We start from the raw sequence: 19871 nt of genomic DNA, 5'->3' as shown, positions 1-19871 counted from the left end.
ATCGGGCGGAAATGCAAAAGAATCCGGCCTGCGGGCAGTTCTCCCGCAAACCGGATGTGCGAACGTTTATCTGGCGGCAGGCTTGGCGCTGCCGTAACGCATCGTTTTTCGTTTGGACGGCTTGCTCATGACGCTGCCGAAGCCCATAAAGAATGTCGGAATGCCGGCAAAGACGAGCACGATAATCCAGTCCTTCCAATCGAGCGGAACCGTTTTGAAAATCGGACGCAGCTGCTCGATATACAATACCGCAAGCATAAGCACGAGAGACGAGATGACCGCCAGCACCAAGTACATGTTTTGCAGCGGATTGCGGTGGAAGATCGAGCGGGAGCTGCGGCAGTCGAATACGTGAATCAGCTGCGCCATAACCAGCGTGGCGAACGCGACGGTTTGCGCCTTCGTCAGTACCGACTCGTCGGAGGCTCCTCCCTGATGCAGCATAATGACGAACGCCGCAAGCGTACACAGCCCGATCAGAATGCCGCGGCTTATAATTTTCCAGCCGAGCCGGCGGGCAAAAATATTTTCGCGCGCTCCGCGCGGCTTCTGCTGCATCAAATCCTTTTCGGCCTGATCGATTCCGAGCGCCATCGCCGGCAAGCCGTCCGTCACCAGATTGACCCACAAAATCTGGATCGGCACCAGCGGAAGAGGCAGACCGGCCATCATGGCCAGAAACATCGTCATGATTTCGCCTACGTTCGAAGCGAGCAAATATCGGATAAATTTGCGGATGTTCTCGTAAATGCCGCGCCCTTCCTCTATCGCCGCTACAATAGTGGCAAAATTATCGTCGCTGAGCACAAGCGCCGAAGCTTCCTTGGAAACGTCGGTTCCGCTGATGCCCATCGCAATGCCGATATCAGCCGCCTTAATAGCGGGAGCGTCGTTGACGCCGTCGCCGGTCATCGCCACGACATGGCCCTTGCGCTGCAATGCCTTGACGATTCTAAGCTTATGCTCGGGCGATACCCGGGCATATACGTACGCATTCTCTACGCTGCCGTCCAGATCGTCCTCGCTCATCTGGCTCAGCTGCTGGCCGTTCAGCGCCATCCCGCCGTTTGGCGGCATAATGCCGAGCTGCTTTGCGATGGCTTCCGCGGTCGATTGATGATCGCCCGTAATCATGACGGTCTTAATGCCGGCTTTGCGGCATTTCGAGATCGCTTCGCGGACTTCTTTGCGCGGCGGGTCGATCATGCCCGTCAGCCCGACGAAGATCAGATTGTTCTCCACTTGCTCTTCGGCGTCGCAACGCTCGGCCGCCTTCACGTCGCGATAGGCGAGGCCCAGCACGCGAAGCGCGTTTTTCGCCATCCCTTCGTTGGCCGCAAGCACACGCTGCTTCAGCGTCGGCGTAAACGGAATGACGCGGTCGTCCCACAGCACGTAGCTGCACTGCTGCAGAAGGACGTCGGGCGCCCCTTTGGTGCAGACCATGCGCCCGCCCTGATGCTCCACCAGCACCGACATCCGCTTGCGTTCCGAGTCAAAAGGATACTCGCTCAACCTGCGGTACAGCCCTTCGAGCGATTGGTGAGTCATGCCCGCCTTGGCGCCCAGCACCACAAGCGCTCCCTCCGTGGGATCGCCTTTGATGCTCCACTGCGTCTCCGGCTGCTCGTCAGGCAGCTTCTTGCGCTTGGAATCCGTTCTCTCCTCCACCAGCACGGCGTTATTGCACAATACGGACACCTGCAGCAGCCGCCGCAGCATTTGATTTTTGCGCAGATCGACATGACTCCCGCGGTCCAAAATCTCTCCGTGCGGATCGTAACCGTCGCCCGTCACTTCCATCACATTGCCGCCGACCCATAAATGCGTGACCGTCATTTTATTTTGCGTCAAAGTGCCTGTCTTGTCGGAGCAGATGACCGAGGCGCAGCCTAGCGTCTCCACCGAAGGCAGCTTGCGCACGATCGCCTTGCGCTGAATCATCCGCTGCACCCCAAGCGCGAGCGCGATGGTGACAATTGCCGGAAGCCCTTCGGGGATCGCGGCTACCGCCAAGCTGACGCCGGCCAAAAACATGCCGTACGGCTCTTGTCCGTGAACGATCCCGGCGATAACCACGACGACGGTCAAAGCCAGCGCGACGATAATCAGAATTTTGCCCAGCTGTTCCAGCCGATGCTGAAGCGGCGTCTCCGTCGATTCCGTGCTTTGAATCAAATCGGCGATTTTGCCCATTTCCGTGTTCATCCCGGTTCGCACGACGACCCCTTTGGCCGTTCCCCGGGTCACCATCGTCCCCATAAAGCCGAGATTGCGTTGGTCCCCGAGCGGCACCTCGTCGCCTGAAAGCGGCTCTGTGTGCTTGCCGACAGGTACGGATTCCCCGGTCAAAGCGGATTCCTCCACATATAAGCCGTTCGCCTCGACAAACCGCAGATCTGCCGGAATTCGATCTCCGCTCTCGATCAGAATCACATCGCCCGGCACGAGCTCCCGTGCAGGAATGAGCTCGATGGCGCCCTGCCGAAGCACTTTGGCATTAGGGGCGGACAGCTCCTTCAAAGCGCGCAGCGACCGCTCCGCCCGGAATTCCTGAATGAAGCCGAGAATCCCGTTCATAATAATGATCGCAATGATCGTAATTGCGTCCAGGTATTCGCCCAGAAGCCCGGAAATTAACGTCGCTCCCATCAGAACCAGCACCATAAAATCTTTGAACTGGTTTAGAAAAAGGGCTAGCGGCGATATTTTTTTTCCTTCGGATAATTCATTGCGCCCGTGCTCCGCCAAACGCTTCTCCGCCTCTTCTGAAGAGAGTCCCGTTGACGGTTCGGTCCTTTGCGACTGCACAATGTCCTCTGCCGTCATTTGATACCACATCTTGTGACTCATCTGCTTATTCCCTCCCAAAAGGTTGTACCAAAAGGTTGTTCTGATTCCGCCATGTTAAAGCGCCGCCATGGGGACAGCCTCTTTTAGTAAATGTATTCAGACAAGCCGCAAAATAGCACCAAAGGAAATGCCGCTTAAGTTTTTGCCGAAAATATGGCATGATAGTAGAGGGGTTTTCCCGCTAGCTCATCATCCTTGATTTTTTGAATGGAGTTGTCATTGAAATGTCGTTAGACGGACTGGTCGTCCGCAGCCTCGTGCAGCAGTTGCAGAGCTGCGTCGGCGGCCGAATCAATAAAGTGCATATGCCTTCGGAGCACGATATCGTGCTCCAGCTGCGGGCTCAAGGCAGCAACTTGAAGCTTCTGCTTTCGGCGAACCCGACATATCCGCGGGTCCATTATACGGAGCAAAACTTTCTGAACCCGATGGAGGCTCCGATGTTCTGCATGCTTCTGCGCAAGCATTGCGAGAGCGGCATCATCGAGAGCGTCTCCCAGCCTGGGCTGGAGAGAGTGATCCACATGCAAATCCGGCAGCGCGACGAGCTCGGAGATTTAAGCAGCAAAGTCATTGTGATCGAAATCATGGGCCGCCACAGCAATATTATTCTGACCGATCCCGCCGCAGGAACGATTATCGACGGCATTCATCACGTCACGCCGGCGATCAGCAGCTACCGGATCGTCATGCCGGGAAGCCGTTACGTCGCCCCCCCGGAGCAGCATAAGGCCCAGCCTTTCGAGCTCGATAAGGAGCGCTTCGTCGCTCTGCTCGCTTCTCCGGCACCCGGCGCCGATGAGGAGCCGAAGCAGGAGGGCGCGGCGGTTCGCGAAGAAACGTGGGAGCAGCGGATCGTAAACCGGCTGAGCGGCATCAGTCCGCTGGTCGCCAAGGAATTGGTCCATCGATGCCAGCCTCCGCTGCTCGTGGCCCGTACGCCCGAAGATAACGCGGCTATCTTATGGGAGCCGTTTCGTTCCGTTACGGAGCAGCTGCGGCAAGGAAACGCGCAGCCGAACATTTGCGAGCTCAAGGAATCGGGCAAAGCCTATTTCTCCGTGATCGAGCTGACCCATCTTGGAGGAGCGGTGACAAGCTATGCCACCGTGAGCGAATGTCTGGAAGCTTTTTACGGCGATAAGGCGGAGCGGGATACCGTTAAACAGCGGGTGTCCGATCTGCTCCGCTTCTTGCAGAACGAGCGCGGCAAAAACGCGAAGAAACTGGAGAAGCTGCAGGAAACGCTGGAGGAAGGACAAGATGCGGATAAATTCCGCATTTTGGGCGAGCTGCTCACCGCCTCTTTGCATCAGATTCAAAAGGGAGATACTACGATCGAAGTGATTAACTATTACGACGAGGAGCAGCGCCCTATAAACATCGCGCTCGATCCGCTGCTCACCGCCTCGGAAAACGCCCAACGCTACTTCAAAAAGTATACGAAGAGCAAAAACAGCTTGATTGCGGTGCGGGAGCAGATGGAGCATACGCATGAAGAAATCCGTTATTTGGACAATTTACTTCAGCAGCTTGGTACGGCCTCGCTGAGCGACATTGAAGAAATCCGCGAGGAGCTTGTCGAGCAGGGCTATATCCGCGACCGCAGCAAGAAGACGAAGAAGAAAAAGGCAAACCAGAAGCCGGTTCTCTCCTGCTTCACTTCGAGCGAAGGGATTCCGATCTACGTCGGAAAAAACAATACGCAAAACGAATACTTGACCAATCGTCTGGCCCATTCCGCCGATACATGGCTGCACACGAAGGACATTCCGGGCTCGCATGTCGTCATCCGCAGCCAGCAGTTCGGCGAGCAGACGCTGCTGGAAGCCGCCCGTTTGGCCGCCTATTTCAGCCAAGCCAAGGAATCGAGCCAAGTGCCGGTCGACTATACGCAGATCAGGCATGTCCGCAAGCCTAACGGCGCCAAGCCGGGCTTCGTCATCTACGATCATCAGAAGACGCTGTTCGTCACCCCCGACGTCGACGCGATCAAGCGGATGCCGGCGGCGGTAAAATGACGAGCGGCCCTCGTCCCTAACCTTTTCACAAAAAATCCGCAGCAACACAAAAAAACCGGAAGACTTCTTTCCGGTTTTTTCGCCGTTTCGAATGAGTCCGGCTTTCCCTCAACAATGTGGAGCTTGGCCGGCGTATTCAACGCTTCGAATAGGTTCAATAAGCGTCTGTACGCTCGGCAAGCACGAATATCGCCGTTCTACCAGCTCCCGCGCCAAGGCTCGGTCAGCTGTCGCAAATAAGCTTTCAGCGCGCCCTGAAGATCCTCTCTCTCCAGAGCCAATTCGATCGTCGCTTCGATATAACCGAGCTTGTCGCCCACATCGTACCGTTTGCCCTGAAGCGGATACACGACCATCTGCCGTTCCTTGTTCAATACCCGCAGCGCGTCCGTCAACTGGATCTCGCCGCCCCTGCCCGGCTCCAAACGCTCCAAAATCCCGAAAATTTCCGGCGTAATGATATACCGTCCGATGACGGCCAGATTGGAGGGCGCCTGATCCCGGTCGGGCTTTTCGATCAAATCATCAATAAGCCGATGCGAGCCCGATACCGCGGCCGGCGATACGATACCGTACTTGTCGACTTCCTCCCAAGGTACTTCCTGCGTGGCGATAACGGGTCTCTCCGTTGCGTCGAACAAGTCGATCATTTGTTTCAGACAAGGCGGCTCCGCCTGGATGATATCGTCCCCGAGCAGCACGGCGAACGGTTCGTTGCCGATAAATTTCTTGGCGCACAGCACGGCATGACCGAGACCGAGCGGCTGCTTCTGCCGGATATAATGGACGTCCGCCAAATTCGACACTTCGCGCACCATACTCAGCAGCTCCTGATTTCCTTTCTCTTCCAGCATCATTTCCAGCTCGACCGATTTGTCAAAATGATCCTCGATCGCCCGTTTGCTGCGTCCGGTGACGATCATAATATCTTCGATTCCCGAAGCTATCGCTTCTTCAACGATATATTGAATAGCGGGCTTATCGACAATCGGCAGCATTTCCTTAGGCTGCGCCTTGGTCGCTGGCAAAAAACGGGTCCCTAGCCCTGCCGCGGGAATAATCGCTTTGCGGACATTCATAAATCTCTCCTCCTTGCCGACTCTAGCCGCTCCAAGACGGAGACGTCGATTTTTCTTGCCCCGACAGGCGCGTGAAACACGACGCCTCCCCGTTCTCCGTGAAAATCGGAGCCGGCGGTAACGATCAGATTAAGCCGTTCGGCGATCTGCCGGTAATGCTCCTCCTGCTGCGGCGTATGGTCGGAATGATATGCTTCCAGGCCGGCGAGCCCTTGTCCCGCCAGCTCTTCTATAAGCTCATCCTGGTCGTACAGTCCCGGGTGCGCAAGCACCGGAACGCCTCCGCTCTCCAGAATCCACTGCACCGCAACAGCCGGACCGATGCGCGGGGGATTGACGTAAGCCGCTCCGTCCGCGCCCAGATAACGGTCGAACGCTTCTTTCATATCGGCGACATAGCCTTTGCGCACAAGCGCGTCGGCGATATGCGGCCTGCCGATGGTCTCGCCGTCTTTCTTCGAAACCTGCAAAGACGCGACGACATCTTCCATTGAAATGTCCAGACCGAGCTCGTTCAGCCGCTGCAGCATCATCACGTTGCGCCGGTCGCGAACGTCCCTGATCTCCGCCAGGCGCCGCAAAAATCGTTCGTCCTCAGGGTTGACGTAATACCCCAGCACATGAATATCCCGGCCCTTCGACATCGTGCTGACTTCCACTCCGGGCACCACTTCAACTCCGTAACGCAGGCCCGCTTCGAGCGCTTCCGCCACGCCCGCCACCGTATCGTGATCGGTGATCGCAATGGCGGCAAGCCCTGCTTCCGCGGCTAATCTTACGTTGTCGGACGGCGCTTGCGTCCCGTCCGAAGCAAGCGTATGGGTATGTAAATCGGCATACTTCATGTTCCGCTTCTCTCCTTTGTCTAACGAACCTGGATTCATGCCGCGTTCAACTCTATGCGCGGATTTTGCGTATCATTTCCTATATTATTATAGCCACTGGCTTAAATCGCGCTCGCGAAGAAACGAGACGAACGTTACCGCGGAAATCGGCAAAATGGTCGAGTTCAAATAAATCGCATAAAAGCTCCGCGAGAAGCGGATTCCTTCGATGTCTTTGACTTGAAGCACGCCGAGCGCCGCTTCATGCTTGACCGACGATTGGGATAATATCGAAATGCCGAGTCCCGCTTCCACGGCCGATTTCACCGCTCCCGTACTGCCCAGCTCCATAACGATTTTCATCTCGCCGGGATCGATGCCCGCCTTGGCCAGCTCCTCCTCCATCACTCTGCGGGTGCCGGAGCCCTGTTCCCGCAGCACGAACGAATATTGCAAAACGTCCTCAAGCTGGACGGACGGACAGGCGGACAGCGGATGCTCCTTCGGAAGAATGAGCACCAGCTCGTCGTTCATCACTGCTTCGACATGAACGTCCGGATGCTGCACCTCCGCCTCCACCAAGCCGAAATTCAGCTGATGGTTCAATACTTCCTCTAGGATTTGCCGGGTGTTGATCACTTTCATACTGACCGAAATGTTCGGATATTCCTTACCGAACGGACCGAGCAGCCGCGGCAAAATATATTCTCCGACCGTCATGCTTGCGCCCAAGTAGAGCCGGTCCTCCAGCATATGGGTGAATTTGGACATCCCGATATCCGTTTCCTTCATCAGATCGATGCTCCGCTTGGCGTAAGGCAGCAGCGTTCTTCCCGCTTCCGAAAGCTCGATTTTTTTGGTGGAGCGGTTAAACAGCTTCGTGCCGAAATATTCCTCCAGTGATTGCACCTGCATCGTAACTGCCGGCTGTGTCATATGAAGCGCTTGCGCCGCATGAGAAAAACTGCCTTTTTCCGCAACGGTGTAGAAAATATGAAGCTGATGAAAATTAAGTGCCATCGCCTACCTCCAGCCTGCTTGGTAGCCCCTATTATAGCAAAGAAACGCATCCCCCAAAAGCCGCTGCCGCCATTGCTGCAAAATTCGTCTGCGGCCCGCCGTTTTCCGAGTCGTCTGTTGCCCGCATCCGCCAAAACTAAAAAGGAGCCTTCCGGTTAGCGGAACGCCCCACAATCGATTCATAAATAAACTATCTGCGTTTGCGGCTGTTTTTGATAAGCGTCATTCGGCGGGAATGTCTCAGCCAGGAGTAGTAAGATTTCAAATCTCTCAATTCGATCGTTTCGGACATGCGTCCGAGGAAAGTGACGATCACCATCCGGTGCAGCGGCGGGCAATCCGTCGCGCCGTTTATGTCACAGGGGACGAATTCAGCCACCATCACAAGATCGTCCTCCACCAAATAGACGTCTTGCCCGTTTTTGTAATAGGATCTGATCTGCCCTTCTCTGAGCCGGCTCCACAAAAAATCGCAGATGTCGTCAAACCCGGTCTTTCGGCTTTCAACTCTATCGGCCCAACGGATTCGGGCATGATTCGTGATTACGATGTCCGCAATGTTTTTGTCGCCGAGGGCAACGAAGTACGGATCGCTGTTGCTTGTACGGTGTGCTGTTTTATCCCTCATAAATCACAACCCCTCACCCAGCAAAATAGTCCTTTTCGCCTATGTACAAAATAAATGCATGTATTTCCAATTGTACTTGATTTAAAAATAGATTCCAAATAAAAAAATCTTTAGAATTTCTTTAGAAAAAAGAAAAAGCCTCCGGAAACGGAGGCTTTCTACAACTTTTTTTGCCTTAGGCAGAAATCCGTAGGAGACAAAGACGAACGCTTACGCTGTTCCAACTCTCTATCGAATCTTCGGCCACTTTTTCATCGCGCTTCTAGAGGGTGTAAAATCTTGTTTTATCAGGCATATTACTACTATATTCCGTTTTGATTTCGTTACGGTAAGAGCGTTCGACTTTTTTGACGAACGGCAGCTTCTGCAGCTGCTTGACGGTTTCCTCCAGCTTGCTCGCATGAATATATAAGGCAGCGTAATGCAGCCGCTTAGAAATAAAGTGAACGCTGCCATAACGCTCCAGTTGCTTGGTCGCGGCTTTCAAATCGCTGAACCAGACAATCAGTCCGCTTCGTTCGGTAAACATGCTATAATACCTTCTTTCTATAATGGAGATGAAAGGATGAGGTCCATCATGATGGATTCGGAAATTATGGTCGAAGCGGTCCGCGGCGCATTGACCGAAAGCGCGCATCGCGGGCATCTCGCCGTCATTGATACGGAACGCCGGTGCGTCGCGAGCGTCGGAAGCCCGCTTCACTATACGTTCGCACGCTCGGCCGCCAAGCTTCTGCAAGCGATTCCGTTATTGGAGTCGTGCGGGGCCGCGCAGTATGCGTTCGACGACCGCCAAATCGCTTTAATCTGCGCTTCCCATAACGGGGAGGATGAGCACGCCTCCTGCGTCTTGCAAACGCTGCGTGCGCTCGGTTTGGATGAATCGGCTTTGCGCTGCGGCGTTCATGAACCTTACCACCGTCCGACGGCCGACCGTCTCAAACGGGATGGCGCTCCTCTCACCCCGCTTCGCAACAACTGCTCGGGCAAGCATGCGGGCATGCTCGCTCTCGCCCTGTGGCTGCAGGCTCCCGCGCAAACGTATACATCGGCCGATCACCCGGTGCAGCGGCTTATGCTGCAGACGGTATCGGAGATGTGCGGGCTGCCAGAGGCGCAAATTACGCTTGCCGTCGACGGCTGCGGCGTCCCCGTCTTCGCCATGCCGCTTGCGGCGCTGGCTTATGCCTTCGCAAGACTCGGCTCGCCGGATTCGTTGCCCGCCCAGCGGGCGGAAGCCTGCAGGCGAATCGTAGCGGCCATCGCCGCGCAGCCGTACTATGTAGCCGGCACGGGGCGGTTCGACACCCGGCTCGCCGAGGTTACCCGCGGGCGAGTCATCGGCAAGATGGGCGCCGAAGGCGTATACGCGCTGACCATCCCCGAGAGAGGCTGGGGACTCGCACTCAAAATCGAGGACGGGTCGGCCCGCGCGCTGTACCCCGCCGTGATGGAGGCGCTGATTCAGCTCGACGCTCTGCTGGATCACGAAATCGCCAGCTTAAGCGAATTTCACCGCCCTGCTGTTATAAACCGCCATGAACGCGAAGTCGGACGCCTAATTCCCGTGTTCAAGCTATCGCCCGGAATCAAATAGGTTAACCGCAGCTGGAGCAGCCGCCGGAACAGCCCCCGGTGGAGCAGCTTCCTCCTGAGGCAAGCAGCTCGTTGCCGGGCACCTTGATCGAATCCGACACGCTGCGGGCGATCATTTCCGACACGGTAAACAGAAGATCGTCCAGGCGACGCTCCGCCTCCTTGTACCGCTTGACCGACTCCAGGCTGTCGAGCTGCTCCTGAATTTGTTTGGCCTGATCGAGCGCGCTGTGATAATCGGGATGAAAATGCCCGAATCGCTGGCATTCCTCGAACAAATCCTTTTTTTTCTGAAACAGCCTCAGCAGCTCTTTCACCTGCGGGTCTTCGTCCTTAACTTTCTTCCAATATAAGTAATCGGCCGTTTCGGCCGAGCCGTTGATCATATCCCCCAAGTCATAAGCCTGCGTCAAAATGGCAGACATATCCAACGCCTGAGCTTCCATTACTGCCATAGTAGCACCTGCCTTATCCGTTTGTTTTGCATCTTGGTAGACAAGTCTATCATAACATACATTCGCCCGGTTTGTTGCATCAATATTTATCATTAATGCCAGGTAGGATGATCTTCATCTCCTGCACGTCGTCGGCAAGCCAGCAAACTTCCTGCAGCTCCGCCTGGTCAAGTCCGGTCATGCTCCATGTGCCGCGGGTTTCCTGCAGCTTGCGCGGCGCGATAAGCCGGTCTTTGCCGTTATGCCTTACCTGCAGGGCCGCTTTCCATTCCATAGCCTTCTCCACCATTTCCCTTCGCGTCGACGCGTGATAGGTCCGATAATCCTTCATCCAGCCGGTGGGAATCCCGTTCAAATCCGGATACAATTCGGCGACGTTCGGCAGCCGCTGCTCCATCTCAAAGTAGCCTATGGCATGTCGGGCGTAGATAAAACCTTTGTCCCCCGGCTCGGGCCTCCACGGTTCCTCCGGCGCCTTGCCGGAGCGAATGTTCTCCTTGCCGCCTTCTTCCTCCGCCTCGCTGGAATGAGATGCCGCTGCGGGATTGCCGCTCGATATGGCCAACTTGCCGGGCATCCAGCCCGCTTTGTCCAGGAGTCCGGTCAAGCGGTTAATCTGGTCCGGACGAACGATCCATACGCGTTCTCCGAGCTCCTCCGCGAGGCAATCGGCTGCGGCCGTCAGCTTGCGGACCGTATCGGCCGCCTCCTGGTCGCGGCAGCGCAGCAGCACCGCTTGCTCGAACTGCAGCCGACCGAACGGCTTCGCCCACTGCTCCAGCGTCAATTGCACGTTGTCGGGGAGCCCGTAATGAGCGTGATCCGCCAGAAGTCCGGCCATCTCTTCAAGACTGCGGCCACTTTCAAGCCCCCGCTGCACACCTTCCTTGCTCAGCTTGTAAATCGAGACATGGTCGGATTTGATATGGTCGGCGAAATACGACAGCTCCCAGCGGGCGGCGAGCGTCACGTCGGACGGAACGAGCACCTCGAAATCCGGCTGGACATACCAGCGTCCTCCGCCGGCATCAACTTCGTCGGACGAAAAACCGTCTTTCCCCGGCCGGATGCGCCACCGGTAGCATACCTTGCCGGTTGCCGTCTCTCCCTTCTCCAGCCAGCCGAACGCAATCAAAGGAAACAGCCATTGCCGCTCCAGCATATCGATGACCGCAGCGCCGTCTTCCTCGGCTGCATCCGACTGGACCAATTGATGAGCGAACAGCCACTGCAGCAGCTCCGCAGCTTGTATCCACTGGCCTTCCTGGCGCCGCTCGAGCCATAATGCGGCATGCTGCAGCCACACCGCGCCGGGGAAGGCGACAGGCTGCCAAATCCGGTATAAGACGGCCGTCTGCTCTTCTTCGCTTAAAGACAGCCAGCCGCTGACGGCGCTATCCTTAAGCGGCATTTCCTCTCCTTGCTTATCAAGCAGACCGAGCCGTGTCAAAAATTCCAAAATAACGGCGATAGAGTAAGGATACGTATCCGCATAAGCATATTTTATGCCTGTGCCTGTGAACCATTCGTCTTGCAGAGAGGACAGTTCGACCAGTTTTTGCAGCTGCCTCTTATGCAGTGCGCCGGATTTGGTGAGCCGGATCGGATGATCCCTGATAAAGACCAGCGTATAAAAAAGCTCCCTGGCAAGACCCGCTCCCCCCGTTACCGTTAGCTCCGCGGCCGTTTCTCCGCCCGAAGCCGCCGTTTCCTCCAAGAGAATCGGCTGCCATAAAGCCAGCGCGTCCGGCGACATGACGTACACATGCTCTCCCCACGATTTGCGGAACGTATAGCAAATTCCTTTTCTGAGTAGCAGCAAAAAGCCGACTTTCGCATCCGCCCCCGACATGACGGGCTGAGCCAGCTTCTCCAGCCTTGCCGCATCGAACGGCTCGCAGCCGATGCAGGAGACGATAAGCCGCAGCACTTTGCGCTCCCGCAGCGTCATTTGGTTATAAACCGTCTCCATAATCGCCGGATTCGCGAAAATTCGCTCCAGCGTCTCGCCCTGCTTCAGCCAAGGCGCATAGACGCTTTCGGCCTCGATTTGCAGGCGCAGCGTCTGCGGCATTCTAGTCAAAAAATAGGCGTGATTCATCTTGCTGCAGCCCCCTCTTCCTCCGCCCGATACGGCGGCTCTGTCCGATGCAGACCGGACGATCCTTGTACCGTTTCGTCAAGGACGCGCATCAAGCTATTGTCCTCCCGCTTGTCCGCGGCTTCGGCCGTCCTGTCTTCAATCGTATACCGGTAGCCTTGCTCGATCAGAAACAGCTGTCGGTTCAAGGCAAAATCCTGCTCTTTCGTATCTGCGGACACAATGGAATAGAAGCTGGCCTCATTGACTTCGGCTTTCGGGCGCAGAATGCGTCCGAGCCGCTGAGCTTCCTCCTGCCGCGAGCCGAAGCTGCCTGATATTTGAATCGCTACGCTGGCATCGGGCAAATCGACGGCAAAATTGGCGACCTTGGAGACGACGATCGTCCTTAGCTCGCCGGAGCGAAACCGGCGGTACAGCTCCTCCCGTTCCTCATGGGGCATTTGCCCGTAAATAAGCGGCGCTCCGATCGCTTCAGAAACTTCTTTAAGCTGATCGAGATACTGTCCTATAACAATGATTGAATCGTCCGCATGCTTCACAAGCAGCTCCCGCACGATCCCGAGCTTGGCCGGGTTTTCGCTGGCGATACGGATTCGCTGTCTGGGCTCCGCCGTCAAATAGCGTTCTTTTTCATCATCCGGCAGGGCAATCCGAATTTCGGTGCATGTGACCGATGCGATCCAGCCTTTGCCCTCCAGCTCCTTCCACGGCATCTCATACCGCTTCGGGCCGACCAGCGAGAATACGTCCTCCTCCCTCCCGTCCTCTCGTACCAGCGTAGCCGTAAGCCCCAGCCGCCGCGTAGCTTGAATATCGGCCGTCACGCGAAAGACGGGAGCGGGAAGCAGGTGCACTTCGTCGTACACGATCAAGCCCCAATCCCGTTTATTGAATAAATCCATATGAACGAACAAATCATCCTTCGATTTGCGGTACGTCAAAATTTGATAGGTGGCGATCGTAATCGGCTTCACGTCCTTCATCGTCCCCGTATATTCGCCGACCATCTCCTCGGTCACATCGGTTTTCTCCAATATTTCGCGCTTCCATTGGCGTACCGAAGTGCTGTTCGTTGTCAAAATAAGCGTGGCACAGCTGAGTTTGCCCATAGCCGCAATCCCGATAATCGTCTTGCCCGCCCCGCAAGGCAGCACGAGCACTCCGCTTCCGCCCTGCATGCTTCCCTCGCGGTAGAACGAATCGACGGCCGAACACTGATAATCGCGCAGCTGGAACGCCTTCCCGGCCGAGCCGTCCGACTTCAACCGGATCGGCAGCTCCTCGCCGCGGGTGTAACCGGCCAAATCCTCCACCGGATAACCGAGTTTGATCAGCTCCTGCTTCAGCACGCCGCGGAAGGAGGAAGAGAAGCGAAGCGTTCTTGCGTCCAACTGGCATAAACCGTAGGAGCGGAGCGATTTAAACGAAACCATCTCTTTGATCGCCTCCACATCGTCGGAGATAAGCAGCAGATCTTCGCCCATGCTCTCGATCCGGATCAGACCGTAACGCTCCACGAAGCGGCGTATGTCCTGTTTAATATGCGGCGGCACGCCGAACTTGGCATGGCGTTCCAGAAAATCGGCGATTTCCTCCGTCTTCATGCCGGCCGCGGCCGCATTCCACAGCGACAGCGCCGACATCCGGTACGTATGAATATGCTCCGGCGTTTTGACCAGATCCGCAAACCGGGACAGCCCCGCGCGGACTACGTCGAACTCGGGATGGCGCACCTCCAGCAATACGGTAAAATCACTTTGTACGATAAGCGGTCGTTTAGGATCCATCTGCATGTCCGTTCCCTCCCGAAGTTTGTCGTATTTTCTCGAATGCTCTATTCATTTTAGTATGAGGGAAAACAGGAAAAATTAAACATCGCCTTCATTATGAAACGATAAAAAGGGAGCGGCTCGGCTGAGCAGCCCCCTTCCTCGTATATCCCCTTTATTGAATCGATAAGCCGACCGTCTTCTCCCCGGCGGCTACATAATCCATGACATCCGTTCCGGCAAATTCGTAGCGGTTGATGAGAACATTATCCAGCAGCACCGATTCAAAGGCCTGAACCGCCTCCCGCATCTCTTCATCCGTGTCCATCAGCAAATCGATCCTTTGCTCGACGGGCAGCTCCAGCTTCTTGCGATAATCCTGCACGGCCCGCACCAGCTCGCGAACGAGCCCTTCCTGTTTCAGCTCGGGCGTCAGCGCCGTATTCAAAGCGACCGTCATCCCGTAGCCGGAAGCGGAAGCGAAGCCCGGCTTGGCGACCTTCTCGACCAAGAGATCCTCAAGCGGCAGCTCCACGATCTCCCCGTTCTGCAGCCTGTGAGCATAAGAGCCCGCCTTGACGATCGCCGCCGCTTCCGCTGCGTTCATCGCCTTCAAAGCCTGCTGCAGCTCGCCGACCCGCTTGCCGTATTTGGGCCCGGCCGCTTTCAAATTCAGCTTCAGCGTAACGTCGACCAGCCCGTTCTCGCTCGTCTCCGTCCGAATCGATTTGACATTCAGCTCCTCCTGAATGATCGGCGCATAAACCGTCAGATCGAGCGGCGCGTCTAACGCGACGATCAGCTCGGACAGCGGCTGGCGCGTCTTCACTCCGGTTTCGCTGCGCACGCTGCGGGCAAGCTCGACCATATTGCGCACGGTTTCCATGTCCCTCTCCAGCTCAGCATCGATCCGGGAAGCGTCCGCTTCCGGATAGTCTTCCAGGTGCACGCTCCCTCTGCCTCCCGCAAGATTACGATACAGATCGTCGGACAGAAACGGCGTGTACGGCGCCATCAGCTTCGCCAGCGTCAGAAGCACCTCGTGCAGCGTCTGGTACGCCCATAGCTTATCGTTTGACAAGCCGCTGCCCCAGAAGCGGTCGCGGGAGCGGCGGATGTACCAGTTGCTCATTTCGTCCACGAACGCTTCGATCGCCTTGGCCGGATTCAAGAAGTCGACCGCCTCCAGCCCTTTGCCTACGTCCTGTACCAAATGAGCGAGACGGGACAAAATCCACCGGTCCAGCCGATTGCCGCTGACTTCTTCGGCGTGCTCCTCCGGCTTATACCCGTCGATAGCGGCATACAGCGTATAAAATGCATGAGCGTTGACTATAGTATCGATCACCTTGGACTTCGCTTCGGCGACAATCTGCTTGGAAAACCGTTTGCTGTTCCACGGAGCGCTGTCCGCGAGCAAGGCCCAGCGGAATGCGTCGGTTCCGTAATCGCCGATGATTTCCCACGGATCGATGACGTTGCCCTTGCTCTTGGACATTTTTTGACCGTTCTCGTCCAGAATATGTCCCGTGGACAAAACCGCTTTATACGGCGCTTGCCCGTTAAACAAGGTCGACACCGCCAGCAGACTGAAAAACCATCCGCGCGTCTGATCGATCCCTTCGCAAATCATATCGGCCGGATACTGCTCGGCAAAGACGTCATCGTTCTCGAACGGAACGTGGTATTGCGCAAACGGCATGGAGCCGCTGTCGAACCATACGTCGATCACCTCAGAAGTCCGCTCCATCACGCCGCGCTCGCAGTGAGGGCACTTCAGCTTGATTTCGTCGACGTAAGGCTTGTGCAGATCAAGCTCGGCGGGCAGCTCGTTTACGGAGTGTTCGCGCAGATCGCGGATGCTTCCCGGCACATGCTGTCCGCCGCAGTCCGGACACTGCCATACATTCAGCGGCGTCCCCCAGTAGCGGTTGCGGCTGATGTTCCAATCGACCAGCTCCTCCAGGAAGTTGCCGAAGCGTCCTTCGCGAATATGTTCCGGATACCAGTCGACCTGCCGGTTGTTCGCGATCAGCTGCTCCTTGACCGCCGTCGTGCGGATAAACCAGCTTTCGGTCGCATAATACAACAAAGGCGACTTGCAGCGCCAACAGAACGGATAACTATGCTCCATGCGCTCCTTGTCGTAGAGCAGTCCGCGTTCCGCCAGCAGCTTGACGATATCGACGTCGCAGTCTTTGACGAATTTGCCGGCCAGGTCCGTCACCTCGTCGATATAGCGCCCCGCCGCGTTCACCACGCTCAGCATGCTGATGCCGTGCTTCATCGCCGCTTTATAATCGTCCTCGCCGTGAGCCGGCGCAATATGGACAATCCCTGTGCCGCTGTTGTCCGTTACAAAATCGCCTTCGATGACGACATGCGCATGCGGAACCTCGACATAGCGGAACGGCGGGATATAGCGAAGACCGACAAGCTCGGACCCTTGCAGCGTGCCTAGCTTCTCGTACTCGCCCTTCATCACGCTCTCCAGCAAATTGTCGGCGACGATGTAGACTTCCCCCTGCTGCCTCACTTTGGCGTAAGTGATGCGTTCGTTTACCGCAAGCGCCACATTGGCGGGCAGCGTCCAAGGCGTCGTCGTCCAGGCGAGGATAACCTCCCCGCTTGCTTCCAGTTTGAATTTGACCGTAGCGGTCAAATCCTTCACATCCTCATAGCCCTGCGCCACTTCATGAGAGCTCAGCGTCGTCTGACAGCAAGGGCAGTACGGGCTGACCCGATGTCCCTTGTACAGCAGCTCCTTCTTATGAATTTCCGACAGTAAGTGCCATACGCTCTCGATATATTGATTGTCGAGCGTTATATAAGGATGGTCCATATCTGTCCAATAGCCGATAGCCTCGGTCAGCTCGCGCCATTGCTTCTCGTACGTAAACACGCTGTCCTTGCATTTTTGTACGAATTCCGCCACGCCGTAGCGCTCGATTTCCTGTTTGCCGGAAATGCCGAGCTGCTTCTCCACCCCAAGCTCGACCGGTAAGCCATGGGTATCCCAGCCCGCTTTGCGAACGACTCGATATCCTTTCATCGTTTTGTAGCGGCCGATAAAATCTTTGATCACCCTGCCCAGCACATGCCCGATATGGGGAGCGCCGTTAGCGGTCGGCGGTCCTTCGTAGAACACGAAATTCGGTCGGCCTTCCCGGTTTGCCGTCGACTTCCTGAACGTTCCTTCCTTCTGCCACTGCTCCAGCACTCTTAATTCCCGGCTTCTCGCCTTTTCTTTCGGATCGACCTTTTGCATGAACGTCACCTGCTTCACTTAAATTTGAACAACAAAAAAGACCCGTCCCTCTGAAGGGACGAGTCTATAGCTCGCGTTACCACCCTTGTTCCGCGGCAGCTTCGCCGGAAAAGCGAACTGTCGCAGCACTCGTCAACGTACCATCATACGCGTTCCTTGTAACGGCGGACCCCCGGTTAAGCTTACTTGCGCCCGTTCGAATAAGCGCGTTTAGCTTCACTTCTCAGAGATGATTTTCGGCTGCGGCATGAACGCCGGCTTTCAGCAAAGCGCCGGCTCTCTGGGGATCATGATCGTGGCTTACTCTTTCTCGTCATCGAATGTAACTTATCGGTTATTGCATTGATCCATTTATAAAACATTTTGCCGCGGATGTCAAGTCAGTTTAAGCTCATATTACAAAAAAAGACAACCTCGGCTTGACCGAAAGTTGCCTTTTCATGAACGATTAATGAGTTCCTTTTACGTCCATTTCTACGGCTTTGACTTCTTTCTTGACCGTAGAGCTTTGAATGCGTTCTTGCAGCTTTTCGTAATACAAATCCTCGTTGATCGGAAGATCTACCCAGTTATCGATCCAGGAAGACAAATGCATGGCGTTGGACAAGGTCAACCCTTTGATGCCTTCTTCGCCCGGTGCAAGCAGCGGCGTTCCGTTCAAAATATGGTTCACGAAGTTTTGCGTAATGCCTTTGTGGCCCGGACCCGGAGCTCCGACAATCGGCACATCGCATTTCCAGCATTCCGGAGAACCGAAGCCGCCTTTATATTCGCGGTTGAATTCCGGCTCGGGTACGCGCAGACGCCAGAACGTCAGCTTGTTGTCCTCGATCACAATTTTGCCGCGGTCGCCCGATACTTCAAAGCGGTTCGTTCCCGGCGCTTCGCCCGTCGTCGTAACGAACAAGCCGGTCGCTCCGTTCTCGTATTCCACATAAGCGGTCACATCGTCTTCGACTTCAATGTTGCGGTATTTGCCGAACCCGCAGAACGCTCTGACGCGCTTAGGCATCATGTCGATCGTCCATTGCCACAAATCGAGCTGATGCGGGTCTTGGTTGATCAGCACGCCGCCGCCTTCGCCGGCCCAAGTCGCGCGCCAGCCGCCCGAATCGTAGTAGCTCTGCGAGCGGTACCAGTTCGTAATGATCCAGTTGGTGCGGCGAACTTCGCCAAGCTCTCCGGACGTGATCAAGTCTCTGAGCTTCTGATACAACGGATTCGTCCGTTGATTATACATAATGCCGAAGGCTTTGCCGGATTTCGCGGCCGCTTCGTTCATTTCGCGAACTTGTTTGGTATAAACGCCCGCCGGCTTCTCAACCAGTACATGATAACCGTGAGAGAATGCCTGCTTGGCGGATTCAGGGTGATCGTAGTGAGGCGTCGCCACAATCACTGCGTCGAACGCTTTGGATGCGAAGAATGCGTCCAAGTCGTCAAATAATTGAATGTTCTTGTCTCCATAGTTCGTTCGAACCCAATCCAGACGGGATGCATCCGTATCCACAATGGCTGTCAGCTCTGCGCCTTTGACTTGATTGCCCACCAAGTACTCGGTATGGCCTTTACCCATATTGCCCACACCGATCAATCCGATGCGCACTTTATCCATTCGTGTCCCCTGCCTCTCAATTCTTATATTCGAAAACGTATGTAAGCATTTTCGGTTCTCCTCTATTATATAATGCACACGTGAACATTACAATATGAAAAATTTTTCATAGCCAACAAAAAAGAAAACCGATCTTATAAAGACCGATCTTCTTCCTTTAATAACAGCAAGATAAATTATACCTGAATTTTGTCTTTCTCGGAAATTTGACTCAGCGCTTCGCCGGCCTCATCTTCGAACTTGTCGCGAACCGCCAGGTCGCCGATCGACACGATCCCTACCAGCTCCCCGTTTTCGCATACCGGCAGACGGCGGATTTGCTGCTTGGCCATCAATTTGGCCGCTTCATCCACCGTCGTCTCCGGCGATGCGCAAGTAATCTGGTTGCTGCTCATCACGTCTTTGACAGCCGTAGAGCCTTCCTTCTTGGCCGCATACCCGCGGATTACCAGGTCGCGGTCGGTAATGACGCCGATCAGCTTTTTCCCTTCTACGACCGGAATAAAGCCCGTATCTTCCTGCTTCATCTTGACGGCTACTTCATAGACGTTGTCCTTCAGTGTCACCGTCGCGCAATCCTTTGTCATTATTTCCTTTAAAGGTCTGCTCAAGGAAAATCCCTCCCGAAGAGTAAAGTCC

14 protein-coding genes and 1 other annotated feature are annotated in these 19871 nt (G+C 55.5%); of the genes, 2 read left to right on the top strand and 12 right to left on the bottom strand.

The annotated features are described in order from the left end of the window. Positions 1–66: 66 nt before the first annotated feature. Positions 67–2853 carry a calcium-translocating P-type ATPase, SERCA-type gene (locus SK3146_RS32675; protein WP_249862717.1) on the bottom strand — a complete coding sequence of 929 codons (2787 nt, stop codon included), beginning with the start codon at positions 2851–2853 and terminating at the stop codon, positions 67–69. 224 nt (positions 2854–3077) lie between these two features. Between SK3146_RS32675 and SK3146_RS32670 the strand changes: the two genes are divergently transcribed. Further along, positions 3078–4874, top strand: coding sequence for an Rqc2 family fibronectin-binding protein (locus SK3146_RS32670; RefSeq protein WP_249866514.1), 1797 nt, complete (start codon positions 3078–3080; stop codon positions 4872–4874). Between the two features lie 197 nt (positions 4875–5071). Here the strand turns inward: SK3146_RS32670 and galU are convergent, their stop codons facing one another. The 5 genes from galU to SK3146_RS32645 all read right to left on the bottom strand — a co-directional run bounded on the left by galU (position 5072) and on the right by SK3146_RS32645 (position 8954). Continuing rightward, the gene (gene galU, locus SK3146_RS32665) at positions 5072–5953 is read right to left on the bottom strand and encodes a UTP--glucose-1-phosphate uridylyltransferase GalU (protein ID WP_249862716.1); all 882 of its coding nucleotides are present in this window, start codon (positions 5951–5953) and stop codon (positions 5072–5074) included. After that, on the bottom strand, positions 5950–6798 hold the full coding sequence (locus tag SK3146_RS32660) for a PHP domain-containing protein (protein ID WP_249862715.1): 849 nt from the start codon (positions 6796–6798) through the stop codon (positions 5950–5952). Before SK3146_RS32660 ends, galU begins: the two co-directional genes overlap by 4 nt. 87 nt (positions 6799–6885) lie before the next feature. Further along, complete coding sequence (locus SK3146_RS32655; protein ID WP_249862714.1) at positions 6886–7797, bottom strand: selenium metabolism-associated LysR family transcriptional regulator; 912 nt, start codon at positions 7795–7797, stop codon at positions 6886–6888. Positions 7798–7987: 190 nt separating this feature from the next. Beyond that, positions 7988–8425 carry a hypothetical protein gene (locus tag SK3146_RS32650; RefSeq protein ID WP_249862713.1) on the bottom strand — a complete coding sequence of 146 codons (438 nt, stop codon included), beginning with the start codon at positions 8423–8425 and terminating at the stop codon, positions 7988–7990. Between the two features lie 262 nt (positions 8426–8687). Further along, on the bottom strand, positions 8688–8954 hold the full coding sequence (locus SK3146_RS32645) for a YlbG family protein (protein ID WP_249862712.1): 267 nt from the start codon (positions 8952–8954) through the stop codon (positions 8688–8690). A gap of 48 nt (positions 8955–9002) precedes the next feature. Here SK3146_RS32645 and SK3146_RS32640 point away from each other — a divergent pair, with 48 nt between their 5' ends. Then, positions 9003–10022 (top strand): asparaginase, encoded by a 1020-nt coding sequence (locus SK3146_RS32640; RefSeq protein WP_249862711.1) that lies wholly within the window; start codon positions 9003–9005, stop codon positions 10020–10022. Between the two features lies 1 nt (position 10023). Here the strand turns inward: SK3146_RS32640 and SK3146_RS32635 are convergent, their stop codons facing one another. The 6 genes from SK3146_RS32635 to SK3146_RS32610 all read right to left on the bottom strand — a co-directional run bounded on the left by SK3146_RS32635 (position 10024) and on the right by SK3146_RS32610 (position 19819). Continuing rightward, the gene (locus tag SK3146_RS32635; RefSeq protein WP_249862710.1) at positions 10024–10476 is read right to left on the bottom strand and encodes a YlbF/YmcA family competence regulator; all 453 of its coding nucleotides are present in this window, start codon (positions 10474–10476) and stop codon (positions 10024–10026) included. A gap of 79 nt (positions 10477–10555) precedes the next feature. Next, the gene (locus SK3146_RS32630; RefSeq protein ID WP_249862709.1) at positions 10556–12577 is read right to left on the bottom strand and encodes a helicase-associated domain-containing protein; all 2022 of its coding nucleotides are present in this window, start codon (positions 12575–12577) and stop codon (positions 10556–10558) included. Beyond that, complete coding sequence (locus SK3146_RS32625) at positions 12574–14373, bottom strand: DNA repair helicase XPB (protein WP_434006839.1); 1800 nt, start codon at positions 14371–14373, stop codon at positions 12574–12576. Before SK3146_RS32625 ends, SK3146_RS32630 begins: the two co-directional genes overlap by 4 nt. 151 nt (positions 14374–14524) lie before the next feature. Next, on the bottom strand, positions 14525–17617 hold the full coding sequence (gene ileS / locus SK3146_RS32620; protein ID WP_249866512.1) for an isoleucine--tRNA ligase: 3093 nt from the start codon (positions 17615–17617) through the stop codon (positions 14525–14527). 51 nt (positions 17618–17668) lie between these two features. Further along, positions 17669–17943 (bottom strand) — a binding site (T-box leader). 122 nt (positions 17944–18065) lie between these two features. Then, a complete protein-coding gene (locus tag SK3146_RS32615; RefSeq protein ID WP_249862708.1) occupies positions 18066–19232 on the bottom strand; it encodes a Gfo/Idh/MocA family protein in 1167 nt (388 codons plus the stop codon). 176 nt (positions 19233–19408) lie between these two features. Beyond that, positions 19409–19819 (bottom strand): CBS domain-containing protein, encoded by a 411-nt coding sequence (locus SK3146_RS32610; protein WP_249862707.1) that lies wholly within the window; start codon positions 19817–19819, stop codon positions 19409–19411. Positions 19820–19871: the final 52 nt, after the last annotated feature.

Source organism: Paenibacillus konkukensis (assembly GCF_023523925.1).
GTDB lineage: Bacteria > Bacillota > Bacilli > Paenibacillales > NBRC-103111 > Paenibacillus_S > Paenibacillus_S doosanensis.
The sequence above is the reverse complement of the archived record's forward strand: the minus strand, read 5'-3'. Positions and strand labels throughout refer to the sequence as shown.

Bases quoted from the DNA above. Each gene is read 5' to 3' on its own strand.
- SK3146_RS32645 (WP_249862712.1), bottom strand. From the start codon at position 8,954: ATGTTTACCGAACGAAGCGGACTGATTGTCTGGTTCAGCGATTTGAAA.
- SK3146_RS32675 (WP_249862717.1), bottom strand. From the start codon at position 2,853: ATGAGTCACAAGATGTGGTATCAAATGACGGCAGAGGACATTGTGCAG.
- SK3146_RS32650 (WP_249862713.1), bottom strand. From the start codon at position 8,425: ATGAGGGATAAAACAGCACACCGTACAAGCAACAGCGATCCGTACTTC.
- SK3146_RS32635 (WP_249862710.1), bottom strand. From the start codon at position 10,476: ATGGCAGTAATGGAAGCTCAGGCGTTGGATATGTCTGCCATTTTGACG.
- SK3146_RS32655 (WP_249862714.1), bottom strand. From the start codon at position 7,797: ATGGCACTTAATTTTCATCAGCTTCATATTTTCTACACCGTTGCGGAA.
- SK3146_RS32630 (WP_249862709.1), bottom strand. From the start codon at position 12,577: ATGAATCACGCCTATTTTTTGACTAGAATGCCGCAGACGCTGCGCCTG.
- SK3146_RS32610 (WP_249862707.1), bottom strand. From the start codon at position 19,819: ATGACAAAGGATTGCGCGACGGTGACACTGAAGGACAACGTCTATGAA.
- SK3146_RS32670 (WP_249866514.1), top strand. From the start codon at position 3,078: ATGTCGTTAGACGGACTGGTCGTCCGCAGCCTCGTGCAGCAGTTGCAG.
- ileS (WP_249866512.1), bottom strand. From the start codon at position 17,617: ATGCAAAAGGTCGATCCGAAAGAAAAGGCGAGAAGCCGGGAATTAAGA.
- SK3146_RS32660 (WP_249862715.1), bottom strand. From the start codon at position 6,798: ATGAAGTATGCCGATTTACATACCCATACGCTTGCTTCGGACGGGACG.
- SK3146_RS32625 (WP_434006839.1), bottom strand. From the start codon at position 14,373: ATGCAGATGGATCCTAAACGACCGCTTATCGTACAAAGTGATTTTACC.
- SK3146_RS32615 (WP_249862708.1), bottom strand. From the start codon at position 19,232: ATGGATAAAGTGCGCATCGGATTGATCGGTGTGGGCAATATGGGTAAA.
- galU (WP_249862716.1), bottom strand. From the start codon at position 5,953: ATGAATGTCCGCAAAGCGATTATTCCCGCGGCAGGGCTAGGGACCCGT.
- SK3146_RS32640 (WP_249862711.1), top strand. From the start codon at position 9,003: ATGATGGATTCGGAAATTATGGTCGAAGCGGTCCGCGGCGCATTGACC.